A 19,836-nucleotide genomic window follows, 5' to 3' on the forward strand; every position below is an offset into this window, starting at 1 on the left:
AATGTGTACGTATGTGCACGTCTAACTTGTCGTTTTCTCCAGGCTCACTCTGCTAAGAGTGAGCCTTTTATAATGGAATAAAAAGGAGAGAGGTTAATGAGCACAGTTGTCGATACAACGTTAACTACAATGATAGAGGAAGTAAACGTTATTCTGAATGACTATTCTTTGCAGACAAGTGAAAGCTTCCTTACGAAAACAATAGAGGGCCTCGTAGAAAATACTTCCCAAGATGAGATCGAGAATCTCCTTATCTTAAATGCTTTAGAACGAATCACTGCAGAAGAGCCTGACTGGACATATGTTGCAGCGGCTTTTCATCTTCGTACGCTTTATCGGACTTCTCTTCAAAACAGAAATGAGAAAGAAGTATATGGAAAAGGAAGCTTTTACCGTCTTCTTCAACTACTGACGCAGGAAGGCATTTATAACAAAGCCCTTCTTCAATCTTATTCGAAAAAGGAAGTCGAACAGGTCGCAAAATTAATTGATCCAACATGTGATCGTCTCTTTACATACATTGGCCTCCGCACACTTGCGGATCGTTATCTTGCTACCGATCATGAGAAGAATGTGTATGAATTGCCACAAGAACGCTTTCTTGTCATCGCGATGACGCTGATGATGAATGAATCAAAAGGTAAGCGAATGGAACTGATTGAAGAAGCCTACTGGGCGCTATCCAATCTCTATATGACCGTAGCGACGCCAACCCTTTCAAATGCCGGTAAAAGTTATGGACAGCTTAGCTCGTGCTTTATTGATACAGTAGATGACAGTCTCCGCGGTATTTATGACAGCAATACGGACGTCGCAACCGTATCGAAAAATGGTGGTGGAATTGGCGCATACCTTGGGAAAATCCGTTCGCGTGGTAGCGACATCAAAGGGTTTAAAGGGAATTCATCAGGTGTTTTACCATGGATGAAGCAACTAAACAATACGGCGGTTAGCGTGGATCAATTAGGTCAGCGCCAGGGTGCTGTCGCAGTTTACCTCGATGTCTGGCACAAAGACGTTTTTGAATTTCTTGATGCCAAGCTTAATAACGGTGACGAACGCATGAGGACGCATGATCTTTTTACTGGTTTGTGCATTCCAGACGTTTTTATGGAAGCGGTAGAAGATCGAGCAGACTGGCATTTATTTGATCCTCATGAAGTACGCCAGGTGATGGGATTCTCTCTTGAAGATGCTTATGACAAGGAAAAAGGAGCAGGAGAATTTCGCATGAAATATGCGTTGTGCGTAAATCATCCTGAACTATCAAGAAAAACCGTCCCAGCGATTGAGATTATGAAGCGTGTCATGAAATCCCAATTGGAAACAGGCACGCCGTACATGTTCTATCGTGACACGGTTAATCGCGCAAATCCAAATAAGCATGCTGGCATGATCTATGCTTCAAACCTTTGTACCGAGATTATGCAAAATATGAGTGCGACGACCGTTGAAGAGGAAATTACGAAAGACGGTAAAATTATCATTACGAAAACGCCTGGCGATTACGTCGTTTGTAATCTATCAAGCATCAATCTTGGACGTGCGGTTACAGCCAATGCCCTAGAGCGATTAATCCCGATTCAAGTAAGAATGCTTGATAACGTCATTGATATTAATACGATTGAAGTCCCTCAAGCGCAGTTAACAAATGAGAAATACCGAAGTATCGGTCTTGGAACGTTTGGTTGGCATCACTTACTGGCTAAAAAGGGAATCGTTTGGGAAAGTCATGAAGCAGCAAACTATGCAGATGAACTCTATGAAACAATTAACTACCTAACCATACAGGCGAGCCATGAACTTGCTGTTGAAAAAGGGAGTTATTCTCTTTTTGAAGGCTCTGATTGGCAAAATGGGGAGTACTTTACACAGCGCGGTTATATGAATGAAAAATGGAGCGCGCTGAAAGAAAAGGTACATTCATATGGTATCAGAAATGCTTATTTACTAGCTGTTGCGCCAAACAGTTCAACGAGCTTAATAGCTGGATCAACCGCTTCAATTGATCCGATTTTCCAAAAAGAATACTCAGAGGAAAAGAAGAATTATAAAATTCCCGTAACGGCACCTGACCTTTCCCCTGAAACAACCTGGTATTACAAATCGGCCTATCACATTGATCAGCTGTGGAGTATTGAACAGAATGCGGCCAGACAGCGCCACGTCGATCAGTCAATTTCATTTAATATATATGTGCAGAGCACGGTGAAAGCGAAGGACTTACTCAACATTCATCTAACTGCGTGGAAAAAAGGATTGAAGACAACGTATTACACAAGAAGTACTTCAGTCGAGATCGATGACTGTGAAAGCTGCGCAAGCTAAAGGAGGATCTCGAAATGGCGACAATACAGAAAAGAAAACTCTATGACGTTTCGGCACCGAATAGCTCGACGGGCATTATTAACGGTGAAAGCTCAAACGTACTAAACTGGGATGATGTCCGCTTTAGCTGGGCCTATCCGATGTATAAAAATATGCTAGGTAACTTTTGGACACCGTTTGAAATCAATATGTCAAATGACGTAAAGCAATGGGAATCATTAAACAAAGATGAGCAGGATACGTTTAAGAAAATCATTGGACTTCTCGCATTTCTAGATTCGATTCAAACCGACTATTCGAGTAAAGTGGCGGATTATTTAACGGATTCAAGTCTATCTGCGCTCATGCAGGTGCTTTCCTTTCAGGAAGTTGTACACAATCAGTCTTATAGTTATGTGCTTTCGTCCATTGTGAATAAACAAGAACAGGATCGGATTTTTGAATACTGGAAGCATGATGAGGTGCTTTTAGAACGAAATCACTTTATTGCATCAGGGTACGAGGCATTTGTTCAGAATCCCTCACCTCAAACGTTTTTTGAATCAATCGTGTATGACATTATTCTTGAAGGACTCTTCTTCTATGCTGGCTTTGCTTTCTTTTATAACCTTGCTCGCAATCAAAAGATGGTGTCAACTTCAACGATGATTAATTATATTAATCGTGATGAACAGCTTCACGTCACGTTATTCGTGAACATTGTGAAGGAGTTGTTTAAGGAGCATCCGGAGCTTAATACGAAAGAGAACCATGATTTCATAACGAACACATTTTGTGAAGCGGCTGAGCTTGAGATTAAATGGGGGGAATATATCATTGGTGATCGTTTTCCTGGTATTACGATGAGTGAGCTAAGTGACTATATTAAATTCATGGCCAATACGCGCGTAAATCAACTTGGCGTCGAACGTCCTTTTGAAGGGCATCGGGAGAATCCAATGAGATGGATTAAAGCGTATGCCGATGTGAACGCTGGTAAAAGTGATTTCTTTGAACAGAAGTCACGTCAATATACGAAAGTGTCTGATGATAATGGGTTTGATGATTTATAAATAGAGCGCAAAAGGAAGGAATCGAGGGATTCCTTCCTTTTTATTTTAATCCAAGCACGGTTAAGCTGTCCCCTTACTAATTTAATAGAGAAGCGAGTGATTCATGAAGAAAGGGAGATTGATGTTGCCAAACGATCATCAACGAATTATTTATGGCGGTGGCTCTATGATTCCAGGTGGATGGAATTTTCCACAACAATGGGTAGGTCCAGGCGGACTTCCTCCAGGCTACAATGGAGGAGGATGGGTACAGCCGTACCCCCAGCCTTATCCTCAACAACAGCCTTGGCTTGGACCTGGTGGACTGCCGCCAACCCAACACAACCTTTATCAACAGTGTTTGAATAACTGCTATCAAAATTATGGTCAAAATGATCAGATGTACCAGGCGTGTGTCTATCAATGTATGAGACAATATGGCTATCGAGATGGGGGCTGCTGTCCCTGATAAGTTAGAGGAATGGATTGCCTATGAAGATCAAAAGCGTCTGGGAGAAAAGGCATCTGTTGAGCAGTATTTTGCACCTGAGTATCGTACACACACCTGGACACTTATAGGCACACCTACGATTGAACCCTCTCACTGTTGAGCATTTTCTATAAAGGGCGCGTTGTTCAGATTTCTGCGATGCGCCTTTTTTTATTTGGCAGTTTTGTTTCCTTGTTAACAGTAGATAGCGATACATATTATGGTTTTAGTAGCATAAAGCAATACAACTTTCGCTTTTTGTGTTAAAATTTTAGAAATTTCATCAATGTTGAGATCGTGTTTAGATAAGGAGATGTAACATGGGAAAGAAGCGAATTGTTGTTAAGATTGGAAGTAGCTCATTAACAAACGGTAAGGGAGAAATTGATCTCGATAAGCTCGTTGATCATGTCAATGCGCTTGCATTACTTCGACAGGAAGGTCATGAAGTGCTACTTGTTTCGTCAGGTGCAGTGGCTGCGGGGTTTAAAGAACTAGGTTATCCTGCAAGACCGGTTACGTTAAAAGGAAAGCAGGCTGCAGCCGCTCTTGGACAAAGTTTACTCATTAAATCTTATATCGAGGAATTCAATCAGCGGAACATTTCAGTTGCTCAAATTTTATTAACACGCCCTGATTTCTCGAATCAAGTACGATACAAAAATGCGTTTGATACGCTGTCTGAATTGCTGGCAAGAGGCGTGATGCCGATTATTAATGAAAATGATACGGTCTCAACGGAAGAGTTAAAGTTTGGTGACAACGATATGCTCTCAGCCCTTGTAAGCGGGCTGGTTCATGCAGATGAGCTCATCATTTTAACCGATGTGAACGGCATCTACGATTCGAATCCGGCAACGAATCCTGCTGCAGTCAAATATCACTCTCTGACAGAGATTGATGATTCAATGATTGCTCAAGCCGGCGGCGCTGGATCAAGCGCTGGAACAGGGGGCATGAAGTCTAAGCTAATCGCAGCGAAGACTGCTTTAAACCTGAGCGTTCGCGTTTTTATTGGTCATGAAACAGGGAGCGAAAAGTTACTTCGAATTCTCTCTGGTGTAGGAGACGGAACCTATATCAGTCGAGAGAAAGCAACCTCTTTTCCAATTAAAAAACAATGGATTGCAATGCACTCTCACGTATCAGGTCACCTTTATATTGATGAAGGAGCTGAAAATGCGATTGTTCTAAAAGGGAAGAGCTTGCTTTATGGCGGAATCAAGCAAGTGGTTGGTTCTTTTGATGTTGGGGATGTTGTAGAGGTACACGGAGAAAATGGAAAACTTGGAAAAGGACAGGTTCGGTATTCGTCTACTTTGTTGGAGAACGTGATTCGAGGTCATGAGAATGAGAGCCCCACAGTTGAAGTGATTCATAGAGATCAATGGGTAGCAGGAATGATCAAATCATAAGACATCAAGAATAGAGATGCCCCGAACATGGTAGCGGGGGCATCTCTTTTTTCATTTGCAGAATCGCCAATATGAAAAAAATATGGATTTAGAACAGAAAACAAAACGATGGTAGAATATAGCTATGAATCTAATCGAAGGACTGGTATAGCATGCTATCTTTAGAAGATCGATATCGTAAATTTGAGTTTCAGTTAACGGATCTCGAAGATCAAATCATTCAATACATTCTTCAAAATAAAGCGGATGTTGTCAACATGTCAGTACAACACCTGGCACAGCAAACTCATACAGTACCAAATTCCATTATGAGGCTAATGAAGAAGTTGGACTACGAAGGGTTTACGCAATTGAAACTTAGATTGAAAGATGAAATGGTAACGAAAGAAACAAAAAGCTCATCTTTTCAATATGAAATGGAACAAACGATGGAATTAACGGATCAAAGGTTGATTCAATTAGCAGGTGAGTGGATTCATCAATCTCAACGTCTACTAGTGTTTGGTGCGGGAGCACATTCGTATATAAGTGAATTAATTGTGATGAACATTAAGCCTTTTCATAAAGATGTTACTTTCTCTGAACATCGTCATGAAAATATGGCAGCTTTGCAGCATTTCACTAAGAAAGATGTTGTCATTCTGCTCAGTCAATCTGGGGAAACACGGCAAACCCTTGATCTTGGAAAGTATGCAAAAAATCAAGGAGCTAAAATCATCGGAATGAGCCATATTGGAAAAAGTCACTTAAGTGAGCTAGCAGATATGATGTTATATTGTTATGCACCAAAAGAAGAAACAAAAGGTTACAACACAACAAACTTTGTGCCAATGGCCATGGTTGCACGGTTATTAGTTGAATCCTATCGTAAGCTCTGTGTATAAATACACAGGGCTTATCTATTTTTTATTATTTTTGTGAATGCGCTAACAAAATGGCGATCCGATCCTATGAAACATTTATGATGAATCTGTAAGCGATTACTTGATGGGGAGGTAAAAAAATGAATCTACAAAATGTCACTTCTCTCGATTTAATTAAAATTAATCAACATTACGCTACAAAACGTGAAGCGATTGAATCATTAACAGAAGCGCTAGAAGTAGCAGGTAAACTATCAGATAAAGATCAATACTTCAACGCAGTGTTAGATCGAGAAAAGCTTTCACCTACAGGTTTTGAAGGTGGACTTGCAATTCCGCACGGTAAATCAAATGGTGTGAAAGAGGCAGCCTTCGCTGTAGCAACGGTAAAAAAGCCAATAGAAGATTGGGAAAGTGTGGATCCGACAAATCAGGTTGATTTGGTTTTCCTACTGGCTATCCCTGAAGCGGAAGCAGGATCAACGCATGTCTCTCTTTTAGCAGAATTAGTCACACGCCTATCTGATTCAACTTATAAAGACCAATTAGTCAAAATGAAAACAGCAAATGATTTATATGAGGCTCTTGGAGACGCTGAAGATAAACAGGCAGAGGAAGAAGACCAAAGTGCGGAGACTCGACCGCTTGTGTTAGGTGTTACAGCCTGTCCAGCAGGAATTGCCCATACTTATATGGCAGCAGAGGCTTTAATGAAGGCTGCAAAAGAAATGAATGTAAGAATGAAAGTAGAGAAACAAGGTGCCAATGGTATTGAAGGTCGTCATTCAAAGAAAGACTTAAGTGAAGCAGTTGGCGTTATTTTCGCGAATGACGTAGCCGTGAAGGATCAAGAGCGCTTCAAACATTTGCCAATGGTAAAAACAAATGTTGCATCACCGATGAAAGATGGTAAAGGTTTAATTGAAAAAGTACTGCAAAAGAAACAATCTACCACTTCAAACACGGACCACCTAGACGATATGAGTGAAGATGAAGACCGCAAGCCTTTTAAAACAGAAATAAAAGATTCGATCCTTACAGGAATCTCGTACATTATTCCAATCATTGTTGCAGGTGGAATGATCTCGGCTTTTGCTACGCTTATTGCGCAAGGATTTGGATTAGAGGATTTACTAGCAACCGAGGGATCATGGTTATTCCAAGTTAAAACGTTAGGCGGATTGTTATTAAGCACACTAATGGTTCCAATTCTTGCTGCATACATGGCATACTCCATTGCGGATAAACCTGGTCTCGGACCTGGATTTGCAGCTGGTGTTGCAGCCAATATGATTGGTAGTGGATTTCTTGGTGGGATGCTTGGTGGTTTCCTTGCTGGTTATCTACTGAAATACATGAAGCAAAAAATTAAGCCTAGTGGTACTTTTGCAGGTTTTGTAAGTTTTTGGGTGTATCCGGTGCTCGGTTCTCTTATCACCATTTTAATTATGTTATTTGTCGTAGGAGAGCCTGTTACTTGGCTAAATGAAACGCTACTTAACTGGCTTGATGGCATGACAGGAACGAATGCGATTATTCTAGGAGCATTAATTGGAGGCTTTGTATCCTTTGATTTAGGCGGTCCAGTCAATAAAGCAGCATACACATTCTGTATTGGAGCCATGGCGAGCGGTAACTTTATTCCTTATGCCACTTTCGCTTCAGTAAAAATGGTATCCGCTTTCTCCGTTACAGCAGCTACCATCATTGCAAATAAATCGTTTAGTCAAAGTGAAAAAGCTGTTGGGAAACAGACGTGGATTCTTGGTTTAGCTGGAATTACGGAAGGAGCCATTCCGTTTATGATTAATGACCCATTACGCGTTATTCCTTCACTTGTAGCGGGATCAGCAGTTACCGGAGCGATTATTTCAGTAGCCAATATAGGATTAAACGTACCTGGCGCAGGTATCTTCTCACTTGCTCTCCTTCAAGGAGGAACGGGAGGGGTTATGAATGCAGTCATTTGGTTTGGTGCCGCAGTAATTGGTGCAGCCATTTCAACGATCCTTCTTATCTTAACGAGAAAACAAAAGATCAAAAAATATGGATATGAAAAAGCATTAAAGCAACAAGCAGCATAATTTTTGAATGAGGTGAGCAGCTATGACAAAAAACGTCCACATCGTCCCTCACATGCATTGGGATCGAGAATGGTATTTTTCAACAGAAGAATCACGCATTTTACTCGTAAATAATATGGAAGAGATTCTAACAAGATTAGAAAACGACCCTTATTATCCTTACTATGTATTAGATGGACAAACAGCGATTTTAGAGGATTTCTTTGACATTCGTCCGGAGCAAAGAGAACGCGTGAAGAAACTTGTTCAAGCGGGTAAGTTGATCATCGGACCGTGGTACACGCAAACAGATGAGATGGTCGTTGGTGGAGAATCAATTGTACGAAATCTTTATTACGGTATGAAAGACAGTGCAGAATTTGGTGAGCCAATGAAAATTGGCTATCTTCCTGATTCCTTTGGACAGTCTGCGCAAATGCCACAAATTCTGAACGGATTTGACATTAAATATTCGATTTTCTGGAGAGGAACTTCTGAACATCACGGAACTGATAAAACTGAATTCTACTGGTCGGCTCCTGGCGACTCAAAAGTTCTTGTTCAACTCATGCCGCTCGGGTACGCCATTGGAAAGTACCTACCAGAAGAAGAGGAAGCACTGCAGAAGAGAATGGACAAATACTTTACGGTGCTCGATCGAGGTGCTACTGGCGATGACGTTCTGCTTCCAAATGGACATGACCAGATGCCTATCCAGCAAAATATATATGAGGTCATTTCCGTATTAGAAAAGCTTTATCCTGAAAGAGAGTTTTTCTTAAGCCGTTATGAAGACTTGCTCGAGAGAATCGAGAAGAATGAAGGGCTTGATGAAATTTACGGTGAGTTTCTTCATGGTAAGTACCAGCGTGTCCATCGCAGTATTTACTCAACTAGGGCAGATATTAAAGCAGCCAATACACGAATTGAGAATAAACTTACCAATCATCTAGAGCCACTGGCTTCACTTGCTTACAAATTAGGGTTTGAATATCATCACGGTTTAATTGAGCCGATATGGAAAGAAATAATGAAAAACCATGCACATGATAGTATCGGATGTTGCTGTTCTGATAAAGTTCATGCGGAGATTATGGCGCGTTTCCAGAATGCTGAAGAACGGACAGATCGTTTAATCGATTTCTATAAACGTAAAATCACAGATCATATTAATACGGAGCGAAAAGAGGATCGTCTTGTTTTCTTTAATCTTCTTCCTCAGGTGCGAGAAGAAGTAACAACAACAACGGTCACTACAAAGTTTAGTTCATTTAAACTAATAGACGACTACGGAAATGAACTCGAATACGAAATTCTTTCTACAAAAATGATTGATCCCGGTTTAATTGACCGACAAATCGTGCATTACGGAAACTATGATCCATTTGTGGAATTTACAATTGAAGTGAAAACAAAACTTTCTGGCATCGGCTATCAAACTTATTATGTGGTCGAATCGAATGAAAATCAGCTCGTTCTTCCAAGTGACAACCATCATACTGTTGAAACAGCTGCATACTCTATTCAATTTGAACAAAACGGTACATTATCACTAACGGATAAAGAGACAGGTCAAACCCATGTAGGCGTTCTTGGACTTGAGAATGTTGGAGATGATGGAGATGAATATGATTTCTCACCTTTAGAAGGTGAAAAACCTCGCTTTAGTGTCGATGAAATAAAAGATGCTCAAATAAGTTTACAGTCAACCCAACAGACTCATCGTGCAACTATCACTTATCAATGGACTTTACCAGCAGAACTTGAAGCGAGGAAGCAGAATGGTAAACGTTCTGCAACGGTTGATTTTCACATTGAGCTTACAATTCCAAACAAAGGTAACGTGATAGAGGTTTCCTGTAATGTGATGAATAATGTGAAGGATCACCGAATTCGCGTCTTACTTCCAACACAGATTGCTAGCTCATTTTCCTTTGCAGATCAACAGTTTGGAACGATTGAACGAAAAGTCATTGATGATGGGATGAAAGTTTGGGGAAAGGAAGATTGGGATGAACGGCCGGATGCGATTTATCCTTTCCTTAGTTATGTTGGCCTAGAGGATGAAGAAAAGTCAGCGGTTGTGATGACAAAGAGTGTAAGAGAATATGAAATTATTGGAGAGCGCTTTGATACAATTGCGCTCACACTCTTTAGAAGCGTCGGTGTTCTTGGTAAGGAAGAGCTTGTCAGACGTCCAGGACGTCCGTCTGGAATTAAATTACCGACGCCGGATTCCCAAATGCTCGGCGAGTACCAATTTGATTTTGGCTTCGCTTATGTAAAAGGCAATCGAGATGAGGGCAAAGTAGCTCAGCTTGCGAAAAGATATGTTAGTCCTTTTATTTCATATAACAAGATTCCTCATAATGCGATGAAATTAAATCAAGAAGATATCCTTGTTCCATCTGTCTTTAGTCTATTCTCATTTAAAGAAACGAATTTGGTCATGAGTACATTGAAGAAAGCAGAGATGGATGAAGGGCTATTGATTCGCTATTATAACCCAACAGCTCGTGAGGAAATGGTACAGTTAGAGCATGAAGCTATTCAGAAAGTGAATGAAGTGAATTTAAATGAAGTAAAAACGAATGTTTCTCCAATTGAAGCATCTGTTGAACTGTCACCAAGCCAGGTGAGAAGCTTCTTAATTCAATAGCAAAAGGAGGTGGAGAAATGAATGTCTTGATTGCGATGGACTCGTTCAAAGGTTCTTTATCCTCAAAGGATGCTGGTGAGGCGGTTAAGTCAGGTGTTAAGCGAGTGTTCCCTGATAGTGTCGTTGATGTTATTCCGGTAGCAGACGGAGGAGAAGGGTCATTGGAAGCGATCCAAACATTGCCGGGACACTTTGTAACAGCGTCGATCCATCAGCTAGACGGAAAAAAACGAAGCGCGCGTTATTATCGAACAAAGCAAGCTGCTTATATTGAATCGGCTGAAGCGGTGGGGCTGCATTTGATTTCATCAGACAACTTAGAACCTTCACGTTTAACAAGCTATGGTGTTGGTGAGCTAATCCAGGATGCTGAAGAAAAAGGCGCCAAAGACATATACGTCTTCCTAGGAGGAACGGGGACCACTGATGGAGGGCTCGGGATGCTACAGGCCCTCGGATATACATGTTTCAATCATTCATGTGAAGAACTTCCTCTCCACCAGAATCCTTTGCTTCACACTGCTTCTATCCATGAAAGTAGTACTAAGCTTAAGGCTAATCTTTATATCGTGACGGATGTGGACAACCCTTATGCAGGTCAAAGAGGGGCTGCTGCTGTTTTTGGACCGCAAAAAGGTATGAAGAAAGAAGAGATTCCGAGTTATGATGATGCTCTCCACAGAGTAGCAGATCTTCTTTCTCTACCTCCTTCTCAAAAAGGAGCAGGAGCGGCAGGAGGAATCGGAGGAGCACTCTATTTTCTTGGGGCGACTTATGTACCTGGTATTGAGTGGATGCTTGAATTGTTAAAAGTCGAAGAAAAGCTATCTGTTGCTGACATTGCTTTTACTGGGGAAGGGCAAATCGATCATCAAACCGCTTATGGGAAAGTTCCGTCAGGAGTTGGAAAACTTGCGAAAAAACACCACGTCTCATGCTTTGCATTAGCAGGGCAGGTTGTTGAACCGGTGGATAACTTGTATGAAACATTATCGGGCGTACTTTCGATTCAGCAAGGGTGTCATTCATTAGAACATGCGCTTAACCCAGACGTTACAAAGTCTCAACTGGCCTTTTCAGCGGAGCAAGTGATGCGAATCTGGAGTAGTGGCAGAGGTAGCTAAAGCAACGAAAAGTCCCATTCCTTTAAGGAATGGGACTTTTCATTATTTCATCAAAGATTTCTCCATCAGTTCTTTATATGTTGAAATTTTCCTCGTTAGCATTTCATCTGTTGCGAGCAGTGTCTCAATCTGATCACGAATAAACTGCTGATGATCCTCGAGAAGTCTAAGACGTGCATTCGCAGTGTGCTCTCCTTCAAGGAATAGCCGCGTATATTCTTTGATTTGAGAGACCGGCATTTGGGTTTCTCTTAATTTCTTTACGAACTGCAACCACTTCAAATGCTGTTCGTCGAATTGTCTAATGCCTTGATCGTTACGAATCGGATCAATAATCCCTTCTTTCTCGTAATAGCGAAGAGTATGGGCACTTATATCTACCTTTTCGGCTATTTCACTGATTGAATACATCCGATCACCTCATACTTTTTGGTTATTGTTTGACTTAGAGTGCACTCAAACGTCTACAATAAGATTGTATCATAATGAATAAGTGGAGGGATTAACATGAAGTACACTGTTATTACAGGAGCAAGTTCAGGTATTGGATATGAAGCAGCGCTCGCGTTTGCGGCTCGCGGAAAAAACCTTGTGATTGCGGCGCGTCGAACTCAGAAATTGGAAGAGCTGAAAAGCGAAGTACAGAAGATTAATTCTGAACTTGATGTAATCATTCGTGAAGCGGATTTATCACTAAACGAAAATGTCTATGCTTTCTATGAAAGTCTTGAAAATATTGAAATTGAAACATTTATCAATAATGCTGGCTTCGGTAATTTTGATCCAGTCGGCGAACAAAAGCTCCCGAAAATTGAAACGATGCTTCGATTGAATAATGAAGCATTAACGATTCTTTCTTCGTTGTTTGTTCGTGATTATGCCAATGTGGAAGGAACACAGTTGATTAACGTTTCCTCTGGCGGAGGGTACACGATCGTTGCTGATGCTGTGACGTATTGTGCGACGAAATTCTTTGTCAGTGCCTTTACAGAAGGACTTGCTCAGGAGCTACAAGAACAGGGAGCAAAAATGCAGGCGAAAGTATTGGCACCTGCAGCAACAGAAACAGAATTTGCGAACCGGGCACGGGATGAAGATAACTTCGAATATGAAGGGACGGTGCCGCAGTTCCATACAGCTAAGGAAATGGCAGACTTTATGCTTGATCTTTACGATAGCAATAAAGTCGTTGGCATCGTTGATGGCAACACATACGAGTTTCAATTGAAAAATCCAATTTATCCGTATGTAACGCGTAATCCTAAATAAAATGAAAATCCTCCTGTCATAATGACAGGAGGGTTTTTTATGTAAGCTTCATACTGAATTTCTGAAGTAAATGCATTAACGTCGGTCTTTCATTTCCATCACGGCCAATCACGTGAGTAGCCGTTACTAAAGAATTAAGTATAGCTTCTTCTGTCGCTTCACCAACTGCACGAAAAGCAGTATCGATTTCTTCCTCATGAATCGTTTCTAGTGTTTGAGTTTCCGGTGCATACTGATGGGCGACTTTTTTAGCGGTGGAAAAACCAACGATAATCTCACCGCTACCTGTTGTGATGATGGAGCCCGTTCTAGAGAGCCCTGTAGACGTGCGTTTAATAATGCGATGAAGCTGTCGTTCTGAAACGGGAAGATCAGTAGCAAGAATCACCATAACGGATCCCTTGTCTTTTTCTTCCCAGGAATGAAGCAATGCTTCTTTCAACGTTTTGCCTATTTTTTTTCCGTTTACTTGAAGATCACGAAGGATACCAAAGTTTGTTACAACAAGCACGCCGAGGGTATAGCTACCGTGTTGAAGCTCTATTTTTCTAGAAGACGTTCCAATTCCGCCTTTTAACGAGTAGCACAGCATACCCCTTCCAGCCCCAACGGAACCTTCTTCAAAAGTAGTCGAAGCATTTGCGATCGCTTCATGAACATGATGCTTTTGAACGTATCGTCCTCGGATATCGTTTAAAAACATGTCGTTGCATTCGCCAATAACCGGATTAACCGTTCCAGTTGTATCGCCAATTTCATGGTTTTGATCTAGCATATAATCAAGCACGGCATCTGCAGCCGTTCCAATACTTAACGTATTCGTTAGAATAATGGGTGTTTCAAGCGTACCAAGTTCATTAAGCTGGATGGTGCCCATTGTTTTACCAAACCCGTTGAGAACATAGCTCGAAGCAATTAATTTTTGCTGAAAAAGGTTTCCTTGATGTGGAAGGATGGCTGTAACGCCAGTCTGAACCTGTCCATCACTTAAAGTAGTATGGCCGACCGTTACGCCCTCGACATCGGTAATGGCGTTTTTTTCGCCAGGCTCCATTTCCCCAATTGTTACTCCGTAATCTCGCAATCTTTTCTGACTCAAATGATCACTCCCTTTTTCTATTAGTTTACTATTATTTCTAGCTGATCCAAGTCCCTAAAGCAAATGTTAACTGTAAAATATGGTATAATTGAAGAGACGTAGAGAGAAAGTGTGAACAGATAACTAGTAGAAAAGAGTGAGATAGAATGGGTCGTAAATGGAATAACATTAAGGAAAAGAAAGCATCCAAGGATGCGAATACAAGTCGAATTTATGCAAAGTTCGGGCGTGAAATTTATGTAGCGGCAAAGCAAGGTGAACCGGATCCAGTAGCAAACCAGGCACTGCGCTTAGTTCTAGAACGTGCGAAAACGTACAATGTACCAAAAGCCATTATTGACCGTGCGATCGAAAAAGCCAAAGGCGGAGCAGATGAAAATTACGACACGCTTCGTTACGAAGGGTTTGGTCCAAGCGGTTCCATGGTGATCGTTGATACGTTAACAAACAACGTGAATCGTACTGCATCAGATGTTCGATCTACTTTTGGGAAAAATGGCGGGAACATGGGTGTAAACGGTTCTGTTGCTTACATGTTTGATTCCACAGCTGTATTCGGGATTGAAGGCAAATCAGCAGACGAAGTACTTGAACTGTTAATGGAAGCGGATCTTGATGTTCGCGACATTATGGAAGAAGATGAGGTTGTTATCGTCTATGCTGAGCCTGATCAGTTTCATGCGGTTCAGGAAGCATTTAAGAATACAGGAATTACTGAGTTTACCGTAGCTGAACTTACGATGCTTGCACAAAATGATGTAGAGCTTTCTGGAGAAGATCAGGAGCAGTTCTTGAAAATGATCGATGTGCTAGAAGAGTTGGAAGATGTACAGCAGGTCTATCATAATGTAGATCTTGGTGAAGAATAAAAAAGTCAAAAAAGGGGGCTTCCGGATATCGGAAGCCCCCTTTTTTAGAATGGCACGAAATTCGCTTATGAAAAATGTTCCTTTTTTCTTCTTTTCTTCTTTAATGCAAGAAGCGTTGTTTTTAACGATGCATAGTTTCCAATCGCCGCATATCCATAAAAGTACCCCATAAACAAACCGGCAACAAGGTGATGACGATGGCTATAAAAGACTGATATGAGAAGTCCTAAAATAATTGCAAGCGTAGGGACGAAGGTACGAGGAATAGGCGTGAAAATTTTGATTAGCTGTGTGAGTATCATGACTAAAGGGATCGCAAGAACAGCGTCCCAGAAGTTTGTATGGATAACAGGAAATGTCATAATTAAATTCCTTTCCAATCGGTAAATTCATTCCTAGTATTTGCTATCCTGGATTTCTTTAACCAATTTTTATTGTTGGTTAATGAGTTTAGTGATTTGGAGAAATTTTATTTGGATTCGAACTAGTTAGTGATACTGAATGTTCTTTCTTGAAACATCTCATTAACCACGTTATTATAAGCGGATATTGAAAAAATCTTAGAAAGGGGTGGATAAGATGAAGCGCATAGCTCATTGAGTTTTATTAAATAGAAGGTACCGAGGGAAGCGTATCTCAATCAGAACCATGTATTACATGACAGGCATTTTAATTCTGACACTGGGTATTGCTTTAACAATTCAGTCAAAGTTAGGTATTTCTCCTTTTGACGCACTTCTTGTTATATTGGAGGGTTCGATATTCCTGATGGTTATTGAATTTTGATTTCATTGGCTTCCTTTTTATGAAATTTGGCTAAGACATTTCTTGAATCACCTATTTTTTAAAGTTGCGTTTAATAATGTTGCAAGGTCCTCAGGTGCTTCCCCTGTAATTGTTTCGATATCTTTGGTCGTCTCACCCATTAAATGAAGACTAGCCGCAGTATATAAAGAGGTAAGAACGGGACCAAATCCTTTGGGCTCATCATACGTGTTAGCAAATTCCTGGACACTCATTGGTTGATATTGAATCGTTTCCCCACTGATTTCACTTAAAAGGGAAGCTAGCTCTTCCATGGAATAAGCTTTGTCACCTGTTAACGTGTATTTTCCCCCATATAAACTTTGACGAACTGCAATTTGGGCAACCGCTCTAGCAATATCATATCTTGATACAAAGTTGATGCTGCCATTCTCCACTGGATAAGGTAATCTCTTGCGTTCGATTAATTCTGGTAAAAAAGGTGGTAAAGGATCCGCATACATCGCATTTCGGATGAGTGTATAATCTAAATTGCTTGAAGCCAATCTACGAGGTACATAGCAGAAGAATGGACTCATCTTAAACGGACTATTTTCATGATCAGCCATGAAACCCACAAATATAAATTGCTTAACCTTTGCTTTCTCAGCAGCATTGATGGCTTTTTCAAATTCAGTAATTCTAATATCACTCGGAAAAGTAAAACTGGGAATATAAATTAAGACATCTGTTCCAGTAAAAGCCTCAACCATTTCTTCCTCTATCGTATAATCGGCTTTGTGAATTTGCACATCATCACCAAAGAGTTGCTTCGCTTTCTCAGGATTACGTACAGTTATGATAGCTTCATTCTTAGAAACTAGTTTCATTAGCTCTTTCGTAATATGCGCTCCTAGCATACCTGTAGCTGCTGTTACATTGTATTTCATAATCGTTCCCTCCAATTAGTCGTGTTCCTAAGTATCAAATTTAATAATAAGCCCTCTCCAAATTTTTGAAGGAGAGGACTTAAACTAGAAATTAATCTTCAAAATTTTCAACGACGATTTTTCCGATAGAAGAGCCTGATTCAAGTAAGTGATGTGCCTGTTTCAAGTTTTCGGCATTAATTGGTGAAAGGCGTTTGTTTAAAGTGGTTTGAAGTTCACCTTGATCGATGAGCTTACCAATTTCGTTCAAGAGGTTATGCTGCTCAATCATATCTTCTGTTTGATACATAGAGCGAGTAAACATAAGCTCCCATACAAAAGTTGCGCTTTTACTTTGCAGGCGAGTGAGGTCAATTGGCTCATTTGTTTCCACAATGGAACAAATTTTTCCTTGAGGAGCAACAGATTCAGCCATGTTATTCCAATGTTTCTCTGTGGCGTTCAGACAGAAAATATATTCTACAGAATCAATACCTAACTTTTTCAGTTGAGGTGTGAACGCTTCATAGTGGGTAATCGTATAATCCGCTCCTAAGTTCATGACCCATTCTTGGGTTTCAGGGCGTGAAGCTGTTCCGACGACCGTTAGTCCGCTTCGTTTAGCTAACTGTGTAGCAATGGAACCTACTCCGCCAGCGGCACCGATAATTAAAATGACTTCGTCTTTATTATGATTTGGGTCGGAACTAATATTCAAGCGATCAAATAATGCTTCATAAGCAGTAATGGATGTAAGTGGGAGAGCTGCAGCCTGGGCGAATGATAACGATTTTGGCTTACTTCCTACAATGCGTTCATCAATCAAATGAAACTCACTGTTTCCACCTTGTCTTGTGATATCCCCAGCATAATATACTTCATCACCCGGTTTAAACAACGTTGTTTCGGGTCCTACTTCTTCAACAACACCTGCAACATCCCATCCGAGTATTTTGGGCTCTTGTTCTGGCTCACCATTACCACGTACTTTGTAATCAACTGGGTTCACTCCAACAGCCTCGACACGCACCAATAGATCTCGACCAGATGGTGTTGGCTTTTCAACTTCTAGGTCCAATAAACTTTCTTGCTGGTTAACTGGTAAATGTTCATAAAGACCAATTGCTTTCATTTTGCTCACAATGTATCACACCTTTATCTTTTTATTGAAGCTCCAGGTAAGAGTTTTTCGTTTATGAATAAATCCATCGTAATATATTTTCTCGATAGAAAGAAGTACGCACATTTTTGTGGGGGAGTATCAATTTTGATACTTAAGAGACAAGCATGAGTTATTTCTTCTGTAATCTACATAAATTCCTCTAGAATATTCATGTGGTATCATATATAGTATAACCATCGATAAGGTAACAAAGGATATTTTTTATACTAAGGGGTGTGGAAAATGAGTTCGGAAAGTAAAGGCACAGTGGTTGATAAACTCTTTTTAAATCGTTATTCCTGTCCTGTAGAAGGAACGGTCGATGTGATAGGTGGAAAATGGAAAAGTGTCATTATTTATCATCTACTTGATGGTAAAAAGAGGTTTAATGAATTAAAAAAGTTAAACACTGGGATTACGCAGAGAATGTTAACGCTGCAGCTTAGAGAGCTAGAATCCGATGGGATTGTTAACAGAGAGGTTTATCCTGTCGTCCCTCCAAAAGTGGAATATTCTCTTACGGAGTTTGGTGAAACTCTTGAGCCGATTGTCGTTTTGATGCGTGATTGGGGAATGGAGAATTTAGAAAAAGTATTAAAATACCGACAAGATGATGAATAATCATCATGGAAATAACAATGCCATATTAAGTTGCATTAGCGATATCTACTCATTTTCTCGAAAGTAATAATCTGTGTATTTATACACGGATTATTTTTTTTCTTGTTTATTATTGTGAATACGCTAACTAAATGGCGTTATTTTACCCTTTACGATTTATGCTGTTATTGGAAGCGATTACTTTAATCATTGTGAGGTGAAGAAACGTTGAAACAACCTATTTTCTTTAATCCAATTTTTAAAGAAAGGGTATGGGGCGGAGAACAGTTAAGAGCTGAATTTGACTATGAAATTCCTTCTACGAATACAGGAGAGTGCTGGGCAATTTCTGCTCATGAAAATGGCTCATCTACCGTAAGTGAAGGCGAGTACAAAGGAAAAACATTAACACAGTTATGGGAAAGTGAAAAAGAACTATTTGGAAACGTAGAAGGAGAAAAATTTCCTTTACTCATAAAAATTTTAGATGCTAATGCTGATTTATCTGTGCAAGTTCATCCAGACGATGAGTATGGTGTAAAATATGAAAACGGTGAACTTGGAAAAACAGAGTGCTGGTATATTATTGACTGTGATGAAGATGCTGAGATGATTTACGGACATAATGCGTCTTCAAAAGAGGAACTTAACGCGATGATCCAAAATAATCAATGGGACGACCTACTCCGCAGAGTGAAAATTAAGCCAGGTGATTTTTACTATGTTGAGAGCGGTACGATTCATGCCCTTTGTAAAGGAACATTAGTATTAGAAACACAACAAAATTCTGATACAACATACCGTTTATACGATTATGATCGAAAAGATTCACAAGGAAATTTACGCGAACTTCATTTAAAGAAAGCTATTGATGTAACGAAAGTACCACATACAGACCATAATTGCTCAAGTAAGATAGAGCGCGTAGAAGGTGCTGAAGTCATCACATTCGTAGAGAACAACTTTTTCACTGTTCAAAAATGGTCAGTTGATGGCAAACTGAAACGAGAACAAACCAAGCCTTTTCAATTAGTAAGCGTAATTAGTGGTGAAGGAACACTGCAAGTCGATCATGAACTATATAAAATTAAAAAAGGAAATCATTTTCTCCTTCCATCGAAACTAGGGAGTTTTGAAGTGAAGGGAAATCTAGAGATGATTGCGTCATATTGCTAAATATTTAAGATGAGG

18 protein-coding genes and 1 pseudogene are annotated in these 19,836 nt (G+C 40.3%); 14 read left to right on the top strand and 5 right to left on the bottom strand.

Going from position 1 to position 19,836, the window contains the following annotated elements:
* The first annotated feature begins 96 nt into the window (after positions 1–96).
* The 9 genes from LC090_RS04225 (at position 97) to LC090_RS04265 (ending at position 11,973) form a co-directional block, all read left to right on the top strand.
* Entirely contained in the window at positions 97–2,328 is a 2,232-nt protein-coding gene (locus LC090_RS04225; protein WP_425590622.1) for a ribonucleoside-diphosphate reductase subunit alpha, read from the top strand.
* A 14-nt stretch (positions 2,329–2,342) separates the two neighbouring features.
* Positions 2,343–3,380 carry a ribonucleotide-diphosphate reductase subunit beta gene (locus LC090_RS04230; protein ID WP_226655588.1) on the top strand — a complete coding sequence of 346 codons (1,038 nt, stop codon included), beginning with the start codon at positions 2,343–2,345 and terminating at the stop codon, positions 3,378–3,380.
* Positions 3,381–3,483: 103 nt separating this feature from the next.
* Complete coding sequence (locus LC090_RS04235) at positions 3,484–3,828, top strand: hypothetical protein (protein ID WP_226655589.1); 345 nt, start codon at positions 3,484–3,486, stop codon at positions 3,826–3,828.
* Entirely contained in the window at positions 3,797–3,970 is a 174-nt protein-coding gene (locus LC090_RS04240) for a hypothetical protein (RefSeq protein WP_226655591.1), read from the top strand. The genes LC090_RS04235 and LC090_RS04240 overlap by 32 nt, the downstream gene beginning before the upstream one ends.
* Before the next feature lie 199 nt (positions 3,971–4,169).
* Positions 4,170–5,264: a glutamate 5-kinase gene (gene proB / locus LC090_RS04245; RefSeq protein ID WP_226655592.1), complete on the top strand. Its 1,095-nt coding sequence runs from the start codon at positions 4,170–4,172 to the stop codon at positions 5,262–5,264.
* Positions 5,265–5,416: 152 nt separating this feature from the next.
* A complete protein-coding gene (locus tag LC090_RS04250) occupies positions 5,417–6,148 on the top strand; it encodes a MurR/RpiR family transcriptional regulator (protein WP_226655594.1) in 732 nt (243 codons plus the stop codon).
* A 119-nt stretch (positions 6,149–6,267) separates the two neighbouring features.
* Positions 6,268–8,211 carry a PTS 2-O-a-mannosyl-D-glycerate transporter subunit IIABC gene (gene mngA, locus LC090_RS04255; RefSeq protein ID WP_226655596.1) on the top strand — a complete coding sequence of 648 codons (1,944 nt, stop codon included), beginning with the start codon at positions 6,268–6,270 and terminating at the stop codon, positions 8,209–8,211.
* Positions 8,212–8,233: 22 nt separating this feature from the next.
* Complete coding sequence (gene mngB, locus LC090_RS04260; protein ID WP_226655598.1) at positions 8,234–10,849, top strand: mannosylglycerate hydrolase; 2,616 nt, start codon at positions 8,234–8,236, stop codon at positions 10,847–10,849.
* Between the two features lie 17 nt (positions 10,850–10,866).
* The gene (locus LC090_RS04265; protein WP_226655600.1) at positions 10,867–11,973 is read left to right on the top strand and encodes a glycerate kinase family protein; all 1,107 of its coding nucleotides are present in this window, start codon (positions 10,867–10,869) and stop codon (positions 11,971–11,973) included.
* 42 nt (positions 11,974–12,015) lie between these two features.
* Here LC090_RS04265 and LC090_RS04270 read toward each other — a convergent pair whose 3' ends face one another.
* Positions 12,016–12,384 carry a MerR family transcriptional regulator gene (locus LC090_RS04270; protein ID WP_226655602.1) on the bottom strand — a complete coding sequence of 123 codons (369 nt, stop codon included), beginning with the start codon at positions 12,382–12,384 and terminating at the stop codon, positions 12,016–12,018.
* A gap of 96 nt (positions 12,385–12,480) precedes the next feature.
* Here LC090_RS04270 and LC090_RS04275 point away from each other — a divergent pair, with 96 nt between their 5' ends.
* A complete protein-coding gene (locus LC090_RS04275; protein ID WP_226655604.1) occupies positions 12,481–13,242 on the top strand; it encodes an SDR family NAD(P)-dependent oxidoreductase in 762 nt (253 codons plus the stop codon).
* A 37-nt stretch (positions 13,243–13,279) separates the two neighbouring features.
* On the opposite strand, the gene LC090_RS04280 is transcribed toward LC090_RS04275, so the two are convergent.
* On the bottom strand, positions 13,280–14,296 hold the full coding sequence (locus tag LC090_RS04280; protein WP_226656569.1) for a P1 family peptidase: 1,017 nt from the start codon (positions 14,294–14,296) through the stop codon (positions 13,280–13,282).
* A gap of 191 nt (positions 14,297–14,487) precedes the next feature.
* On the opposite strand from LC090_RS04280, the gene LC090_RS04285 reads away from it, so the two are divergent.
* On the top strand, positions 14,488–15,210 hold the full coding sequence (locus LC090_RS04285) for a YebC/PmpR family DNA-binding transcriptional regulator (RefSeq protein WP_226655606.1): 723 nt from the start codon (positions 14,488–14,490) through the stop codon (positions 15,208–15,210).
* 65 nt (positions 15,211–15,275) lie between these two features.
* Here the strand turns inward: LC090_RS04285 and LC090_RS04290 are convergent, their stop codons facing one another.
* The gene (locus LC090_RS04290) at positions 15,276–15,572 is read right to left on the bottom strand and encodes a hypothetical protein (RefSeq protein WP_165997797.1); all 297 of its coding nucleotides are present in this window, start codon (positions 15,570–15,572) and stop codon (positions 15,276–15,278) included.
* A 277-nt stretch (positions 15,573–15,849) separates the two neighbouring features.
* On the opposite strand from LC090_RS04290, the pseudogene LC090_RS04295 reads away from it, so the two are divergent.
* Positions 15,850–15,984: pseudogene (locus LC090_RS04295) on the top strand (YitT family protein); the annotation flags it as partial.
* Between the two features lie 59 nt (positions 15,985–16,043).
* On the opposite strand, the gene LC090_RS04300 reads toward LC090_RS04295, so the two are convergent.
* Together LC090_RS04300 and LC090_RS04305 are read right to left on the bottom strand one after the other, a co-directional pair.
* A complete protein-coding gene (locus LC090_RS04300) occupies positions 16,044–16,904 on the bottom strand; it encodes an SDR family oxidoreductase (protein WP_226655608.1) in 861 nt (286 codons plus the stop codon).
* A gap of 91 nt (positions 16,905–16,995) precedes the next feature.
* Positions 16,996–18,015 (bottom strand): zinc-binding alcohol dehydrogenase family protein, encoded by a 1,020-nt coding sequence (locus tag LC090_RS04305; RefSeq protein ID WP_226656571.1) that lies wholly within the window; start codon positions 18,013–18,015, stop codon positions 16,996–16,998.
* A 273-nt stretch (positions 18,016–18,288) separates the two neighbouring features.
* On the opposite strand from LC090_RS04305, the gene LC090_RS04310 reads away from it, so the two are divergent.
* Both LC090_RS04310 and manA read left to right on the top strand, forming a co-directional pair.
* Entirely contained in the window at positions 18,289–18,666 is a 378-nt protein-coding gene (locus tag LC090_RS04310) for a winged helix-turn-helix transcriptional regulator (protein WP_226655610.1), read from the top strand.
* A gap of 207 nt (positions 18,667–18,873) precedes the next feature.
* Positions 18,874–19,821 carry a mannose-6-phosphate isomerase, class I gene (gene manA / locus LC090_RS04315; protein ID WP_226655612.1) on the top strand — a complete coding sequence of 316 codons (948 nt, stop codon included), beginning with the start codon at positions 18,874–18,876 and terminating at the stop codon, positions 19,819–19,821.
* Positions 19,822–19,836 lie beyond the last annotated feature (15 nt).

Origin of the sequence: Guptibacillus hwajinpoensis, assembly GCF_020524165.1 — a bacterium.
Classification (GTDB): Bacteria; Bacillota; Bacilli; order Bacillales; family Guptibacillaceae; genus Guptibacillus; species Guptibacillus hwajinpoensis_D.